This is a genomic window from Bacillus sp. FSL R7-0166, from assembly GCF_038008935.1.
In the GTDB taxonomy this organism is placed as follows: Bacteria; Bacillota; Bacilli; order Bacillales; family Bacillaceae; genus Bacillus; species Bacillus altitudinis.
Window position 1 is genome coordinate 57,535 of sequence record NZ_JBBPAC010000001.1, and the last position, 15,314, is coordinate 72,848.

Annotated in this window: 16 protein-coding genes and 2 tRNA genes; all 18 read left to right on the forward strand. The window is 42.2% G+C overall.

Going from position 1 to position 15,314, the window contains the following annotated elements:
* Positions 1-2: 2 nt before the first annotated feature.
* The 18 genes from ridA (at position 3) to NST01_RS00395 (ending at position 15,262) form a co-directional block, all read left to right on the forward strand.
* The gene (gene ridA / locus NST01_RS00310) at positions 3-380 is read left to right on the forward strand and encodes a 2-iminobutanoate/2-iminopropanoate deaminase (protein ID WP_008341860.1); all 378 of its coding nucleotides are present in this window, start codon (positions 3-5) and stop codon (positions 378-380) included.
* Between the two features lie 224 nt (positions 381-604).
* Positions 605-901 (forward strand): septation regulator SpoVG, encoded by a 297-nt coding sequence (gene spoVG / locus NST01_RS00315; protein ID WP_008357439.1) that lies wholly within the window; start codon positions 605-607, stop codon positions 899-901.
* A 198-nt stretch (positions 902-1,099) separates the two neighbouring features.
* Complete coding sequence (gene glmU, locus NST01_RS00320) at positions 1,100-2,470, forward strand: bifunctional UDP-N-acetylglucosamine diphosphorylase/glucosamine-1-phosphate N-acetyltransferase GlmU (protein ID WP_045035090.1); 1,371 nt, start codon at positions 1,100-1,102, stop codon at positions 2,468-2,470.
* Between the two features lie 22 nt (positions 2,471-2,492).
* Positions 2,493-3,446, forward strand: coding sequence for a ribose-phosphate diphosphokinase (locus NST01_RS00325; protein ID WP_003217907.1), 954 nt, complete (start codon positions 2,493-2,495; stop codon positions 3,444-3,446).
* Between the two features lie 138 nt (positions 3,447-3,584).
* Positions 3,585-4,211, forward strand: a complete 627-nt coding sequence (locus tag NST01_RS00330) for a 50S ribosomal protein L25/general stress protein Ctc (protein ID WP_017359319.1) — start codon at positions 3,585-3,587, stop codon at positions 4,209-4,211.
* Between the two features lie 140 nt (positions 4,212-4,351).
* A complete protein-coding gene (pth, locus tag NST01_RS00335; RefSeq protein WP_024719358.1) occupies positions 4,352-4,918 on the forward strand; it encodes an aminoacyl-tRNA hydrolase in 567 nt (188 codons plus the stop codon).
* A 55-nt stretch (positions 4,919-4,973) separates the two neighbouring features.
* The gene (locus NST01_RS00340) at positions 4,974-5,204 is read left to right on the forward strand and encodes an anti-sigma-F factor Fin family protein (RefSeq protein WP_003217967.1); all 231 of its coding nucleotides are present in this window, start codon (positions 4,974-4,976) and stop codon (positions 5,202-5,204) included.
* A 67-nt stretch (positions 5,205-5,271) separates the two neighbouring features.
* Positions 5,272-8,805 carry a transcription-repair coupling factor gene (gene mfd / locus NST01_RS00345; protein WP_046342420.1) on the forward strand — a complete coding sequence of 1,178 codons (3,534 nt, stop codon included), beginning with the start codon at positions 5,272-5,274 and terminating at the stop codon, positions 8,803-8,805.
* Positions 8,806-8,944: 139 nt separating this feature from the next.
* Complete coding sequence (gene spoVT / locus NST01_RS00350; protein ID WP_007496196.1) at positions 8,945-9,481, forward strand: stage V sporulation protein T; 537 nt, start codon at positions 8,945-8,947, stop codon at positions 9,479-9,481.
* A 204-nt stretch (positions 9,482-9,685) separates the two neighbouring features.
* On the forward strand, positions 9,686-11,290 hold the full coding sequence (locus NST01_RS00355) for a putative polysaccharide biosynthesis protein (protein ID WP_017359317.1): 1,605 nt from the start codon (positions 9,686-9,688) through the stop codon (positions 11,288-11,290).
* Positions 11,280-12,764, forward strand: coding sequence for a nucleoside triphosphate pyrophosphohydrolase (gene mazG, locus NST01_RS00360; protein WP_224558967.1), 1,485 nt, complete (start codon positions 11,280-11,282; stop codon positions 12,762-12,764). The genes NST01_RS00355 and mazG overlap by 11 nt, the downstream gene beginning before the upstream one ends.
* The gene (locus NST01_RS00365; protein ID WP_008341839.1) at positions 12,761-13,021 is read left to right on the forward strand and encodes an RNA-binding S4 domain-containing protein; all 261 of its coding nucleotides are present in this window, start codon (positions 12,761-12,763) and stop codon (positions 13,019-13,021) included. The genes mazG and NST01_RS00365 overlap by 4 nt, the downstream gene beginning before the upstream one ends.
* A gap of 74 nt (positions 13,022-13,095) precedes the next feature.
* Positions 13,096-13,404, forward strand: coding sequence for a sporulation protein YabP (gene yabP / locus NST01_RS00370; protein ID WP_007496190.1), 309 nt, complete (start codon positions 13,096-13,098; stop codon positions 13,402-13,404).
* Complete coding sequence (yabQ, locus tag NST01_RS00375; protein ID WP_017359315.1) at positions 13,401-14,039, forward strand: spore cortex biosynthesis protein YabQ; 639 nt, start codon at positions 13,401-13,403, stop codon at positions 14,037-14,039. The genes yabP and yabQ overlap by 4 nt, the downstream gene beginning before the upstream one ends.
* An 18-nt stretch (positions 14,040-14,057) precedes the next feature.
* Positions 14,058-14,432: an FtsB family cell division protein gene (locus NST01_RS00380; protein ID WP_007496186.1), complete on the forward strand. Its 375-nt coding sequence runs from the start codon at positions 14,058-14,060 to the stop codon at positions 14,430-14,432.
* An 82-nt stretch (positions 14,433-14,514) separates the two neighbouring features.
* Complete coding sequence (locus NST01_RS00385) at positions 14,515-14,913, forward strand: S1 domain-containing RNA-binding protein (protein WP_003217901.1); 399 nt, start codon at positions 14,515-14,517, stop codon at positions 14,911-14,913.
* Positions 14,914-15,091: 178 nt separating this feature from the next.
* Positions 15,092-15,165 (forward strand) — tRNA-Met (locus NST01_RS00390).
* Positions 15,166-15,190: 25 nt separating this feature from the next.
* A tRNA-Glu gene (locus NST01_RS00395) sits at positions 15,191-15,262 on the forward strand.
* Positions 15,263-15,314: the final 52 nt, after the last annotated feature.

The window sequence follows — 15,314 nt, forward strand, 5'->3', positions numbered from 1 at the left end:
ATATGACAAAAGTTGTTCAAACCAAAAACGCGCCAGCAGCCATTGGACCTTACTCTCAAGGGATTATCGTCAATAACATGTTTTACAGCTCAGGGCAGATTCCGTTAACGCCAGCTGGAGATTTTGTGAATGGAGATATTAAAGAACAAACACATCAAGTGTTTCATAATCTTAAAGCCGTCCTTGAAGCAGCGGGTGCTTCCTTTGAAACAGTCGTGAAAGCAACGGTTTTCATTAAAGATATGGAACAATTCGCTGAAGTGAATGAAGTGTATGGTGAATACTTCCATACACATAAGCCAGCTCGTTCATGTGTAGAAGTAGCCAGACTTCCAAAAGATGCACTTGTAGAAATTGAAGTTGTGGCATTAGTGAAATAAACAGGCCATCTCTTTGGAGACCGTTTGGTTTCATTATATGTATGAAAAGGCATCGTCATGATGTCTTTTTTCACGCAACCGATGTAAGCGTCGTCATTAAAATGACAAAAAATGTATAAATATCCCGATATTTCAAAAAAAGTTTAAAAAAAGAGCAGGAGAATCACCACAATCGTTGAATACCTAATTAATGCTTTTATATTGGGAAAAGGTGGTGAACTACTGTGGAAGTTACTGACGTAAGATTACGCCGCGTGAATACCGATGGTCGCATGAGGGCGATTGCATCCATCACGCTGGACCACGAATTTGTTGTTCATGATATTCGTGTGATTGATGGAAACAATGGCTTGTTTGTTGCAATGCCTAGCAAACGTACGCCTGATGGAGAGTTTCGCGACATTGCACATCCAATTAATTCAAGCACTCGGGGTAAAATCCAAGATGCTGTTTTAAATGAGTATCATCGCTTAGGCGAAGAGGAAGAGACAATTGAATATGAAGAAGCTGGAGCTTCTTAAAGATATGTGAACCTAAAAAGACAGCTTTAAGAGAAAATGAATGTTTTCTTTTAAATGCTGTCTTTTTTGCGTTTTTTCTCTTGTTCCTTATGTCTCCCGTTCATTAGAAAATTAATGCACTTCCTCTTGTATCCTTGAAATCAGTCCTTATTTAGGATATATTTTTCTATGGATAATAGGGATATTGGAGGCCAATCAATGGATAAGCGGTTCGCAGTGATTTTAGCAGCGGGAAAAGGAACAAGAATGAAGTCAAAGTTATACAAAGTACTTCATCCAGTTTGCGGAAAGCCAATGGTCGAGCATGTGGCAGATCAAGCGTTAAAGCTATCTTTAGCCAAGCTTGTGACGATTGTCGGTCATGGAGCAGAGGACGTCAAGAAGCAGCTTGGGGACAGAAGTGAATATGCACTTCAAGAAGAACAGCTGGGAACAGCACATGCCGTCAAACAAGCCAAATCGTTCCTCGCGCAGGAAAAGGGAACAACCATTGTCATTTGTGGAGATACACCATTATTGACAGCGGAAACAATGGAAGCCATGTTAAGCGAGCATCAAAAACAACAAGCGAAAGTGACGATTTTGACAGCACACGCGGATGATCCAACAGGTTATGGACGTATTATTCGTGATGAAACAGGTGCTGTAGTAAAAATCGTCGAGCATAAAGATGCAAATGATGCTGAACGTCAAGTAAATGAAATTAATACTGGAACCTATTGCTTTTCAAATGAAGATCTCTTCCGTGTGATTGAGCAAGTGTCAAATGAAAATGCACAAGGTGAATACTATTTGCCGGATGTCATTGAAATTCTAAAGAATGAAGGACAGACGGTTGCAGCGTATCAAACACCACATTTTGAAGAAACACTTGGAGTCAATGATCGTATCGCTCTATCACAAGCAGAGCAATTCATGAAGCGACGTATTAATCATCAGCATATGAAGAATGGTGTAACCTTGATTGATCCTGAGAACACGTATATCTCGCCCGATGCAGTCATCGGTGAAGATACAATGATTTATCCTGGGACGGTCATCAAAGGGAATGTAAAGATTGGTGCAGATGCCACAATCGGTCCGAACACTGAAATTGTTGATAGCGTAATTGGAGATCGGACAGTCATTAAGCAGTCTGTTGTCTGCGATAGTGAAGTTGGGGTAGATGTGACAATTGGACCGTTTGCTCATATTCGCCCATTGTCGAAAATTGGCGATGAAGTGAAGATCGGGAATTTTGTCGAAATCAAGAAAACAGTTTTCGGTGACCGAAGCAAAGCGTCTCATCTCAGCTATATTGGAGATGCAGAGGTCGGAGCGGATGTAAACCTTGGTTGTGGATCTATTACAGTTAATTATGATGGGAAGAACAAATTCTTAACGAAGATTGAAGATGGCGCATTTATTGGCTGTAATTCAAATCTCGTTGCACCAGTCACTGTCGGAAAAGGGGCATATGTTGCAGCCGGTTCAACGGTTACAGAAGATGTACCGCAGGATGCATTGTCTATTGCTAGAGCAAGACAAGTCAATAAAGAAGATTATGTGAAAAATATTCATAAAAAATAATCCAAATACCCGGAGGTTTACCATGTCTAATCGTTATGCTGATGCGAATTTAAAGATATTCTCTTTGAATTCAAACCCTGAACTTGCCAAAGAAATTGCCGATCGTATCGGAGTTGATGTAGGAAAGAGCTCTGTTAAACGTTTTAGTGACGGTGAAGTCCAAATCAATATTGAAGAAAGTATCCGTGGCTGTGATTGTTATGTTATTCAATCTACTAGTGCGCCAGTCAATGAGCACATTATGGAGCTACTCATTATGGTAGATGCACTAAAACGCGCTTCTGCGAAAACGGTCAATATTGTCATCCCTTATTACGGATATGCACGTCAAGATCGTAAGGCGAAACCTCGTGAGCCAATCACGGCGAAGCTTTTTGCGAACTTACTTGAAACAGCAGGTGCTACACGTGTCATTGCACTTGACCTTCATGCGCCGCAAATCCAAGGTTTCTTTGATATTCCAATCGATAACTTAATGGCTGTGCCAATCTTAACAAACTATTTTGAACAGAAAAACTTGAATGATATCGTTGTTGTGTCTCCTGACCACGGTGGTGTTACGCGTGCGCGCAAAATGGCGGACCGCCTGAAAGCGCCAATCGCAATTATCGACAAACGTCGTCCGAAGCCGAACGTGGCTGAAGTGATGAACATCATTGGGAACATTGAAGGCAAAACGGCGATTCTCATCGATGATATCATTGATACAGCTGGTACGATTACACTTGCTGCAAATGCACTTGTGGAAAATGGAGCGGCTGAAGTCTATGCTTGTTGTACTCACCCAGTATTGTCTGGACCAGCAGTAGAACGTATTACAAACTCTAAAATTAAAGAATTAGTTGTGACAAACAGTATTCACTTAACAGATGACAAGAAAGTTGGAAAATTCATTCCGCTTTCAGTTGGGCCTTTGCTTGCAGAAGCCATCATCCGTGTACATGAAGAAGAATCTGTGAGCTACCTTTTCAGCTAATTTTCTGATTGAAAAAGGCCCTAGGCATCAGCTTGGGGTCTTTTTGCTGTGATAAATGAAAGTCAAACATGTTTAAAATGATTCAGTTATGGGTATTTATGAAAGTAGTGACAAAAAAGAAATAGGATGGTGCTGAATATGGCAACTTTAAAAGCAAATAAAAGAACTGATTTCAAACGTTCCACACTGCAAAAAATCCGTCATTCAGGACACGTTCCTGGTGTCATATACGGAAAAAATACAGACAACCTGGCTGTTTCATTAGACAGTATTGATTTATTAAAGACATTACGTGATGAAGGAAAAAACACAATCATCACATTAGACGTTGGCGGTGAAACAAAATCTGTGATGGTAACAGAACTGCAAACAGATCCGTTGAAAAATGAGCTTGTCCACGCTGATTTCCAAGTGGTCGACTTACAGCGAGAAATTGACGCAGATGTACCTGTACAACTCATTGGCGAATCCAAAGGTGTAAAGGATGGCGGTGTGCTTCAGCAGCCACTATTTGAGCTATCCATTACAGCGAAACCAAAGGATATCCCGCAAAATATTGAAGCTGATATTACAAACTTAGAAGTAAATGACGTACTAACAGTTGGTGATCTGACTGTTCAATCTACGTATCAAATTAATAATGATCCAGAAGAAGTTGTTGCTTCGATCTTACCGCCTCAGCAATCAGAGGTTCCTGAGCCAGATAGTGAAGAGGAAACGCAAGAGCCTGAGGCCATTAAAGAAAAAGATGACAGCGAAGAATAACTGGTCAATTAGAGACGTAACCCTCCCGCGGTTACGTCTTTTGTGCTAGAATGAAAAGAATTCATACGTTTTGCATGAGGCAATCACATTGGCTCATTTTTTAGGCGTGTGCATGTGCGACAAAGGAGGTTATTGGTTTCATGATTGCGTTCGTTGGATTGGGTAATCCAGGAAAAGAATATGAAAAAACAAGACATAACGTCGGGTTTATGACAATAGATGAACTATCAAAAAAATGGGACATCCCATTAAATCAATCAAAATTCCATGGACAATATGGAACTGGGTTTGTTTCGGGGCAAAAGGTTCTACTTGTGAAGCCTCTTACATATATGAACTTATCAGGGGAATGTGTGCGTCCGCTGATGGATTACTATGATATTCCCCTTGAACATTTGAAGGTCATCTATGATGATCTTGATTTGCCAACGGGCCGGATTCGTTTGCGTACTAAAGGAAGTGCAGGCGGACATAACGGAATCAAATCGTTGATTCAGCATTTAGGTTCACCAGAGTTTGACCGATTCCGTATCGGCATCGGCCGTCCACAAAACGGCATGAAGGTCGTCGATTACGTACTAGGACGCTTCTCAGAGGAAGAACAGCCTGATATCTCATCTGCTATTCAATCATCTGTTGAAGCTTGTGAAGCGGCTTTAACAAAGCCATTTTTAGAAGTGATGAATGATTTTAACAAGAAGGTATAAGAATGATAAGCAAAGCACATACTGATCATAAAATCTCAGCATGGGAGGATCACGTATGGCTTTGCACTATTACTGCCGGCACTGTGGTGTAAAGGTTGGCAGTCTAGATGAATCCGCTGTCCAAAGTGAAGCACTTGGATTTCATCACTTAACAAATGAGGAAAGAAACGATATGATTTCTTATAGGGAAAATGGTGATTTACATGTACAAACCATTTGTGAGGATTGCCAAGAGGCGCTCGAAAGAAATCCTGATTACCATCAGTATCATACCTTTATTCAATAAAAAGCTTTGGTGTAGATAATAGACCAAAGCGTTTTTCTGTTTTAAACAAGCAGGGAGGAGGAGCCAAATGAAAAATATACAATCATTTATCAAACAAAGTGATGATTTTCAGTCCATTTTTAATGGGCTAAAGGAAGGTTTAAAAGAACAACTGCTCGCTGGACTATCAGGCTCCGTCAGATCTTTATTTACAGCCGCCATATCAGACGAATTAAAGCGGCCGATGTTTATTGTGACACACAACTTATATCAAGCGCAGAAGGTTACAGATGATCTAGCAAGTGTGATGCCAGATCGCTCGGTCCTTCTTTATCCTGTCAATGAACTCATTGCATCTGAAATTGCTGTGGCAAGCCCTGAGCTTAGAGCGCAGCGTCTTGATGTATTGAATCGTCTCGCGAATGGAGAAAATCCGATTGTCGTGACCCCAGCAGCTGCAGTGCGTAGAATGCTTCCTCCTGTTGAGCTCTGGAAGGAGAGTCAGATCCACTTAAAGGTTGGTGAAGAAATTGATTTGGAGACGTTTTCAAAACAACTCGTGCAAATCGGTTATGACCGGACGTCCATGGTCGCTGCGCCCGGAGACTTTAGTGTGCGCGGAGGAATCATTGACATTTATGCGTTAACGGAAGACCACCCGATCCGTATAGAGCTGTTTGATACAGAAGTGGACTCTATTCGGTCCTTCCACTCTGACACGCAGCGTTCATTGGAAACACTTCAAGAAATCAAGATTGGCCCGGCGAAAGAGCTGATTGTAAGAGGGCCTGAACGAGTGAGAGCGATTGAACAGCTTGACGAAGGTCTTGCCAGTAGCTTAAAGAAATTCAACTCGGATAAACAAAAAGAACTGCTCCATCAGAATATTTCTGCTGATCGTGAGAAGCTGCTAGAAGGTATTGTGACACAAGAAATGACGAAGTATCTGTCCTATTTCTATGAAAAGCCTGCTAGTTTGCTAGATTATACATCGCAGGATACGATTATCATTCTAGATGAAATCAGCAGAATTCAGGAGATGGAAGAACAGCTTGAACAGGAAGAAGCAGATTGGACAATTAGTCTGCTGGAAGAAGGGAATATTCTGCATGATCTAGCCCTTTCCTTCCCATTTCAAGAGCTGTTCAATCAGCAATCGAGATCGATTCTGTACTATTCCTTATTTTTGAGACATGTTCAGCAGACCAATCCGCAAAATATCGTCAATGTATCTAGTAAGCAAATGCAGAATTTCCACGGCCAGATGAATGTGCTTGCAAGTGAAATTGAACGCTACAAAAAGCAGAATTATACGGTTGTCTTTTTAGGTGCGGATGAAGAGCGGACAGAGAAGTTGTCATCTGTCTTGCATGATTATGACATTGAAGCAGCTCTTGCTAAACCTGATGCTGAGCTTGTCAGCGGGCAAGTATATATTTTACAAGGTGAGCTTCAAACCGGTTTTGAACTACCTTTATCCAAAATTGCTGTCATTACAGAGGGTGAACTTTTCAAGAAACGTGTGAAGAAGCAGGCACGTAAGCAAAAGCTGACGAACGCAGAGCGAATCAAAAGCTATTCAGAGCTGCAAGTGGGCGATTATGTGGTGCACATTAACCACGGGATCGGTAAGTATTTAGGAATTGAAACGCTTGAAATTGGCGGCATTCATAAAGATTATTTAAATATTCATTATCAAGGAAGCGACAAGCTTTATGTCCCTGTTGAACAAATTGATCAGGTGCAGAAGTATGTAGGATCAGAAGGAAAAGAACCAAAGCTATATAAACTAGGCGGCAGCGACTGGAAACGTGTGAAGAAAAAAGTAGAATCATCTGTGCAGGACATTGCAGATGATCTGATTAAGCTGTACGCAGAACGTGAAGCAAGCAAAGGGTATGCCTTCTCGCCTGACCATGAGATGCAGCGCCAGTTTGAATCTGCATTCCCTTACCAAGAAACAGATGATCAAATTCGCTCGATTCATGAAATCAAGCAAGACATGGAGCGGGAGCGCCCGATGGATCGTCTGCTTTGTGGAGATGTGGGCTATGGAAAAACAGAGGTGGCGATTCGAGCGGCCTTCAAAGCCATTGCTGACGGGAAACAGGTGGCACTGCTTGTACCAACAACGATCTTAGCGCAGCAGCATTTTGACACGATTATGGACAGATTCCAAGACTATCCTGTTAAAATCGCTCAGCTTAGCCGCTTCCGTACACGAAAAGAAACAACAGAAACCTTAAAAGGGCTGAAAAATGGAACGATTGATATGGTCATTGGGACGCATCGTCTTCTTTCAAAAGACATTGTGTACAAGGATTTAGGACTGTTAATTATCGATGAAGAGCAGCGCTTCGGTGTGACGCATAAAGAGAAAATTAAACAAATGAAAGCCAATATTGATGTGTTGACGTTAACGGCAACGCCAATTCCTCGTACGCTTCATATGTCGATGCTTGGCGTACGTGACTTATCTGTTATTGAAACACCACCTGAGAACCGTTTCCCAGTTCAAACCTATGTTGTCGAGTACAATGGTGCGTTAGTTAGAGAAGCTATTGAGCGAGAATTGGCAAGAGGCGGTCAAGTGTACTTCCTTTATAACCGAGTGGAGGATATTGAACGAAAAGCAGATGAAATCTCGATGCTTGTTCCAGACGCAAAAGTAAGCTACGCACACGGGAAAATGAGTGAGAACGAGCTGGAATCCGTGATGATTAATTTCCTAGAAGGTGAATCGGATGTACTCGTTAGTACAACCATTATCGAAACGGGCGTAGACATACCAAATGTGAACACGCTCATTGTTCATGATGCTGATAAAATGGGGCTTTCGCAGCTGTACCAGTTAAGAGGACGAGTTGGGCGCTCGAATCGTGTGGCCTATGCTTATTTCACTTATCGAAAAGATAAAGTGCTTTCTGAAGTTGCAGAGAAAAGGCTTCAAGCCATTAAAGAATTCACCGAGCTCGGATCAGGCTTTAAGATTGCGATGCGTGACTTAACGATTCGAGGAGCAGGAAATTTACTTGGTGCACAGCAGCATGGATTTATTGATTCTGTTGGATTCGACCTTTACTCTCAAATGCTGAAAGAAGCCATTGAAGAAAGAAGAGGCGATACGACTGCTCAAGAAAAATTTGAGCCGGAAATTGATCTCCAAATTGATGCCTACATTCCAGATAGCTATATTTCTGATGGCAAACAAAAGATCGAGATGTATAAACAGTTTAGAGCGATTGGATCTATAGAAGAGCGGAAAGAGCTTCAAGATGAAATGATTGACCGATTCGGAGAATATCCGCAAGAAGTGGCTGATTTGTTTACGATTGCGACGATGAAGGTGTACGCTGTGCAGGAACGTGTCGAGTTGATCAAGATGGAGAAAGGCATTGTCAGACTCACTCTCGATGAAAAAGCAAGCAGCGACATCGATGGTCAAAAATTATTTGAGCTTGGCAGTCAATATGGACGTGATATCGGTCTTGGCATGGAAGGCAGCAAGCTGATTATTTCTGTCCAAACAAAAGGCAAGAAAACGGAGGAGTGGCTTGAAGTCGTTCTTCGTATGCTTCGAGGTCTTCAAGATGTGAAAAAAGAAACCATTCCATCTTCATAAAATTTTGTTGGTCTCTCGTGTATATTACGTTTGATGTGACGGATACTAATCTCAGGGTCAAGTGGTGAATGTTGCATAAAGTGGACGCTTTTGTTCCATTCACCCAACACATCATCAAACGAAAGAGAGGCAGCAGTGAATGAAAGCAACTGGAATTGTACGCCGCATCGATGATCTAGGTAGAGTGGTTATACCGAAGGAGATTCGCAGAACATTGCGCATCCGGGAAGGAGATCCGCTTGAGATTTTCGTCGACCGCGATGGAGAAGTGATTTTGAAGAAGTATTCACCGATTAGTGAGCTAGGAGACTTTGCGAAGGAATATGCTGATGCATTATTCGACAGTTTGGGTCATTCTATCCTCATCTGTGATCGTGATACGTATATTGCTGTATCCGGTAGTTCAAAAAAAGAGTATTTAAACAAATCCATTAGTGATTTACTTGAACGAACAATGGATCAGCGTAATTCTGTATTAGAGGACAGCAAGAAAGAAATTCAGCTTGTGGATGGTATTGATGATGATGTATCAGCTTATACCATTGCACCTATTGTTGCAAACGGAGATCCAATTGGCGCCGTCGTCTTATTTTCTAAAGAGCGTTCAATGGGAGAAGTGGAGCATAAAGCGGCAGAAACGGCAGCTGGCTTCTTAGCCCGTCAAATGGAACATTAGGTCTAATAAATCTATATCATTTTGATAAAACGAAAGAATGCCGATGAAATCATCTGATTTTGTCGGCGTTTTTTATATGGGATGAAACAAAACAATGAATGTATCGTCTACTCCTTAGAAAGAAACGGCTTGCCAGTCACGTATGATATAATGAGTGCGTTTAAATGCAGGTATATTTTTTGATTGAACATAAAGGAGTCATCCATGAAAAATGCTGTAAATCAGCCGCATTGGCTTTTCCAAGGTGCGGTGATTTTAACCATCGCAGGCTTGTTATCAAAGGTACTGAGTGCCGTATATCGTGTCCCTTTTCAAAATATCGTAGGAGACACAGGTTTTTATATTTATCAGCAGGTCTATCCCTTTCTTGGCATTGCGATCATGCTCGGCACCACTGGTTTTCCTGTGATGGTGTCCAAGCTCCTGAGCGAGCATGGTGAGGAGAATCGCCGAATCATTACAAAGGTATCCTTGGTGTATATCACTTTGCTGAGCTTGGCCTTATTTCTTTGTTTATACATAGGAGCAGGCACAATTGCGAATCTCATGGCGGACAGTCAATTAATGCTGCTCATCCAGATGAGTTCGTTTGTGTTTTTGTTTCTGCCGCTTACCGTGATGCTGAGGGGTGTTTTTCAGAGTGATGGGCTGATGCTCCCCACTGCGGTCTCTCAATTGGCTGAGCAGCTCATCAGAGTAGGCGTCCTGCTTGTTTTATCTTTCTATTTTGTGAGACATGGCTATTCGCTTTATGAAACAGGAGCGGGTGCGGTGTTCTCTTCTATAGCTGGAAGTGCGGCTTCACTCATTTTGCTTCTTTTCCTTTGGCTGACCTATCGGAAGCGGTCGTCAGCGAGCAAGACATTAAAACAGGCTACACTGCGGAAAAAAGATGTGCTGAAGAGTTTGGTGCTGTATACATTGACGATTTGTGTGAGTGGATTGCTGATCCTATGGATGCAAATGATCGATGCTTTTCACCTGTATGCGCTGCTGCGCAGTGAGGGACTGAGTGAAGCAGATGCAAAGGCGGCAAAAGGCGTGTATGACCGAGGTCAGCCGTTCTTGCAGCTCGGGACGGTGTTTGCAATTAGTATCGGGACGTCTCTTGTTCCGTTTTTGTCGTCGGCCTTAAGAAAAGGGCAGCATAAAGCAATTCGTGAAAAAGTACGTACATCGTTTAAGGCAACATCGGTGCTGGGGATTGGTTCAGCTGTCGGTCTTATATGTATTTTATCGTCTGTGAACATCATGCTTTTTCGTAATGACTTAGGGACAGATGCGCTGCAAATATTTTGCATATCCATTGCCTTTACATCAATGGCGATTACGCAAACCGCTTTACTTCAGGGTCTGGGACATACCGTGTACCCGGCTGTTGTGGTCCTGATCAGTGTACTGGTGAAATGGGGTCTGACGCTGGCTCTTGTCCCGTTATTCGGCATTTATGGAGCCGCATGGTCGACTGTTTGTGGGTTTCTCGCCGCCGCTGCGCTCAATGCGGTGTATTTGAAGCATAAAGGGTGGATTTCAATAAGAGAGCTATTCCCAGTGAAAATTCTTTTATCAGCAGCATTCATGGCTGTCGTTTTAATTGGATATCAGGCATTGTTTTCTTGGGTCATTCCCTTTGAGAAACGTCCGTTTTCTGTTTTAGAGAGCCTGACTTCAGTTTTTATTGGTGGTTTCGCCTTTTTATATAGTATTCTTAAGCTAGACGTATTTACGGAAGAGGAATGGAGACTCATTCCATTAGGAGAAAAGATTTTATATTTTAAACAGATGAGAGGGAATCGAAATGGCAGGTAAGATTACAGTCGTTGGTCTTGGGGCAGGCGACATGGATCAGCTGACGCTCGGTGTATATAAGCAGCTGAAGCAGGCGAAAGAAGTATACATGAGAACGCAGGATCATCCACTCACCGCAGAATTGATGCAGGAGGTCCCGTCTCTGACCTTTTTTGATGAGATATATGAAAAGCATGATCAGTTTGATGCAGTGTATGAGGAAATCACAGACATTCTCTTCCAAGAGGCTGAGGGGAAAGATATTGTGTATGCAGTACCAGGTCACCCGTTTGTAGCGGAAAAGACAGTGCAGCTTCTTGTTTCACAACAGAAGGAGCGCGGGGTTGAGGTGTACGTCGCTGGTGGACAAAGCTTTTTGGATGCGACGTTTAATTCCTTACAGATTGACCCAATTGAAGGGCTGCAATTCGTTGACGCAGGGGATATGAGAGCGGATGATCTGAAGTTGACCCAGCATGTGCTGATCTGTCAGGTATATGATCAGATGACAGCCTCGAATGTGAAGCTGACCCTCATGGAAAAGCTACCTGACGATTATGAAGTCTTTATCGTAACGGCAGCTGGAAGCAGTCAGGAACAGATTACAGGTGTTCCTTTATTTGAACTTGATCGAGATGTGTCGATAAATAACTTAACGAGTGTTTATGTGCCTCCAATCCAAGATGAAAAGCTACTCTATCAGCAATTTGACACTTTCCGCGAAGTCATTCGTACATTAAGAGGTCCTGGCGGCTGTCCTTGGGATCAAAAACAAACGAATGAGTCGCTCAAACCATATTTAATTGAAGAATGTTATGAGCTGCTGGAAGCCATAGATGAAGACGATCCAGATCATATGGTTGAAGAACTCGGAGATGTACTGCTGCAAGTTTTACTCCATGCCCAAATTGGTGAAGATGATGGTTATTTCTCAATGGATGACGTCATTCAGCATGTGACAGAAAAAATGATTCGACGACATCCGCATGTGTTTGGTGATACGGATGTGTCTGAAGCATCAGATGTCGTCGCCAACTGGGAAAAAATCAAGCAGCAGGAAAAACCGGAGCGTGCAGCATCTATTTTGCAATCCATTCCAACGACTCTTCCAGCTTTAACAAAAGCCTATAAGCTCCAAAAGAAAGCAGCAAAAGTGGGCTTCGACTGGACAGAAGTAGAGGATATTTGGAACAAATACGAAGAAGAAAAGCAGGAATTCCTTGTTGAAGTGGCAGATAAGACGGATGAAGGTGCAACAAAGCAGATGAAGGATGAATTTGGGGATCTTTTGTTTGTTCTCGTCAACATTGGCAGGTTTTATCATCTAGAACCTGAAACCGCCCTCTCTTCCGCAAACACAAAATTTATGCGGCGCTTTCAGCATATTGAACAAAAAGCAAAGGACATAGGGCGTTCACTAGAGGACTTGACCCTAGAAGAAATGGACGATCTGTGGAACGATGCTAAACGCATAGAAAGAGGTGAACATACATGAGACTAGATAAATTCTTAAAAGTGTCTCGTTTAATCAAAAGAAGAACATTGGCAAAAGAAGTAGCCGATCAAGGGAGAATCTCCATTAATGGCACGCAGGCGAAAGCCAGCTCTGACGTGAAAGAAGGGGACGAGCTTCAAATTCGCTTTGGCCAAAAGCTTGTGACTGTTCAAGTCAACGAGTTAAAAGACACAACGAAAAAAGAAGAAGCTGCTGGCATGTATACCGTGCTAAAAGAAGAAAAAACAGCAGAATAGGGCTTGTTCTAAATGTCCCGCCTGTCACATACAATGCAGTAACAATGCAAGTATGAGATATGGGGGATGTATAAATGAATCAATATTATAATCAACCTCAAGGCACGAAGTTGTCATCAGAAGCCGAGCATCATGTCACAATGCGCAATAGAAAGCATTTAGATATTACCGGGGTCAAACAAGTCGAGAGCTTTGATAATGAAGAATTTCTGCTTGAGACTGTCATGGGAGTCCTCGCCATTCGCGGAGAAAATCTGCAAATGAAAAACTTAGATGTAGAAAAGGGCGTTGTGTCCATTAAAGGGCGTGTCTTTGACTTAATCTATGTAGATGAGCAGCACGGGGAGAAAGCTAAAGGATTTTTTAGCAAGCTGTTTAAATGACACTGACGGTCCAGTTTTATACGATGCTTTCGATGGCGGCGATGGGCATCTGGCTGGGCGCATCGCTGGATACGTACAAGCTGTTTGTGAACCGGGAAAAAACAGCAAAATGGCTGCTGGTCATTCACGACCTCCTTTTTTGGGTGGTGCAGGGTCTCTTATTCTTTTATGTCCTGCTGCTGACCAATGAGGGAGAATTCAGGCTTTATATTTTTCTAGCTGTTGCTCTAGGTTTCTCGATGTACCAGGCATTGATGAAACAGCTGTATATGAACATCCTCAAGTTTGTAATGAGATGTATTTATCAGACTGTTCTCGTCCTGAAAAGGCTGATCATGTCGATGGTTTTCCAGCCTATTCGCTGGATCGTTGGTTTGATCATAAGTGCTCTTCTGTTCTTGTTCCACTCGCTCTTACGCCTTGTTCGTTTTGCGTTTCGACTCGTGTGGAAGGTGCTGTATATTGTTTGTTATCCGCTTATTTGGTTACTCAATGTAACCATTATTCATCGAATTCCCGAAAAATGGCGAACATCAATGAGGTTGTTTTTCTCAAAAGGAGCAGGAATTTTACAAGGGATCAAGAAATTATCTCGTACCATGAAAACGAAATGGAAACAATTCTGGACAAAGTAAGAGAGGAGGCCTTCATCCTTGAACGAGAGAAAAAGAAATATCGCACAAATTCAAAATGATTATCAAAAACAAATGGAACAGCAAGCGCAGCGCCTAAAACGCAAACGCCGCGGACTCCTTAGAAGGCTTACCGTGTTTGGAGTCATTGTGCTCATGTTTGCTGTTTTGGTAACAAGTGCCCTCTGGTCGCAATCGTCTGCATTGAAAGAAAAAGAAGAGAAGAAGGTTGCGCTTGAAAAAGAATTGAAGCAATTACAAACAAAGCAGGAAGATATTTCTGATGAAATCAAAAAGCTGAAAAGCAAAGAATACGTACTCGAACTGGCACGACGGGACTATTATATGTCTAAAAAAGGCGAAAAAATCTTTGATGTGGGCAATAAGAGCGATTAGCCTTGTTGACACTTAAAATTCAGTTTATGTATAATTGAACAAATGAGATTTTTTTATAAGTCTAAGGAGGAGCACTTTTTTTATGTCGATTGAAGTTGGCAGCAAGTTACAAGGGAAAGTTACGGGCATTACAAATTTTGGAGCTTTTGTGGAGTTGCCAGGCGGTTCAACTGGTCTCGTTCATATCAGTGAGGTAGCCGATAACTATGTAAAAGATATTAATGAGCATTTAAAAGTCGGTGAACAAGTTGAAGTGAAAGTGATTAACGTTGAAAAAGACGGTAAAATCGGCTTGTCCATTAAAAAAGCAAAAGATCGTCCTCAACAACAACAATCAAGACCGAGCAGAAATGATTTCCGTCCGAAGGAATCGTTTGAGCAAAAAATGAACAAATTCTTAAAAGATAGCGAAGATCGCTTAACATCTTTAAAACGTAACACGGAATCAAAACGTGGGGGGCGCGGAGCAAGAAGAGGTTAACTTGTTGCTGCTTTCTATATATTTTTCACAACAAAGCATCTGCTGTTTAGCGGGTGCTTTTTTTAATACAAATTCAACGTTTTTTGTGCATTTGCCATTTAATTTAAAACTTTCTATTGACGGACAAGCGAATCCTTTGTATTATAGTTCTTGTGCTTCTTAGCGCATTTTACATTATGGCGGTGTAGCTCAGCTGGCTAGAGCGTACGGTTCATACCCGTGAGGTCGGGGGTTCGATCCCCTCCGCCGCTATCCTTTTAAAAAGAACAATAAGCAAGGCCCGTTGGTCAAGCGGTTAAGACACCGCCCTTTCACGGCGGTAACACGGGTTCGAATCCCGTACGGGTCATCTTCAAAACAGCTTTCTATAGGAAAGCTGTTTTTTTGTGCTTTCGTAAAAT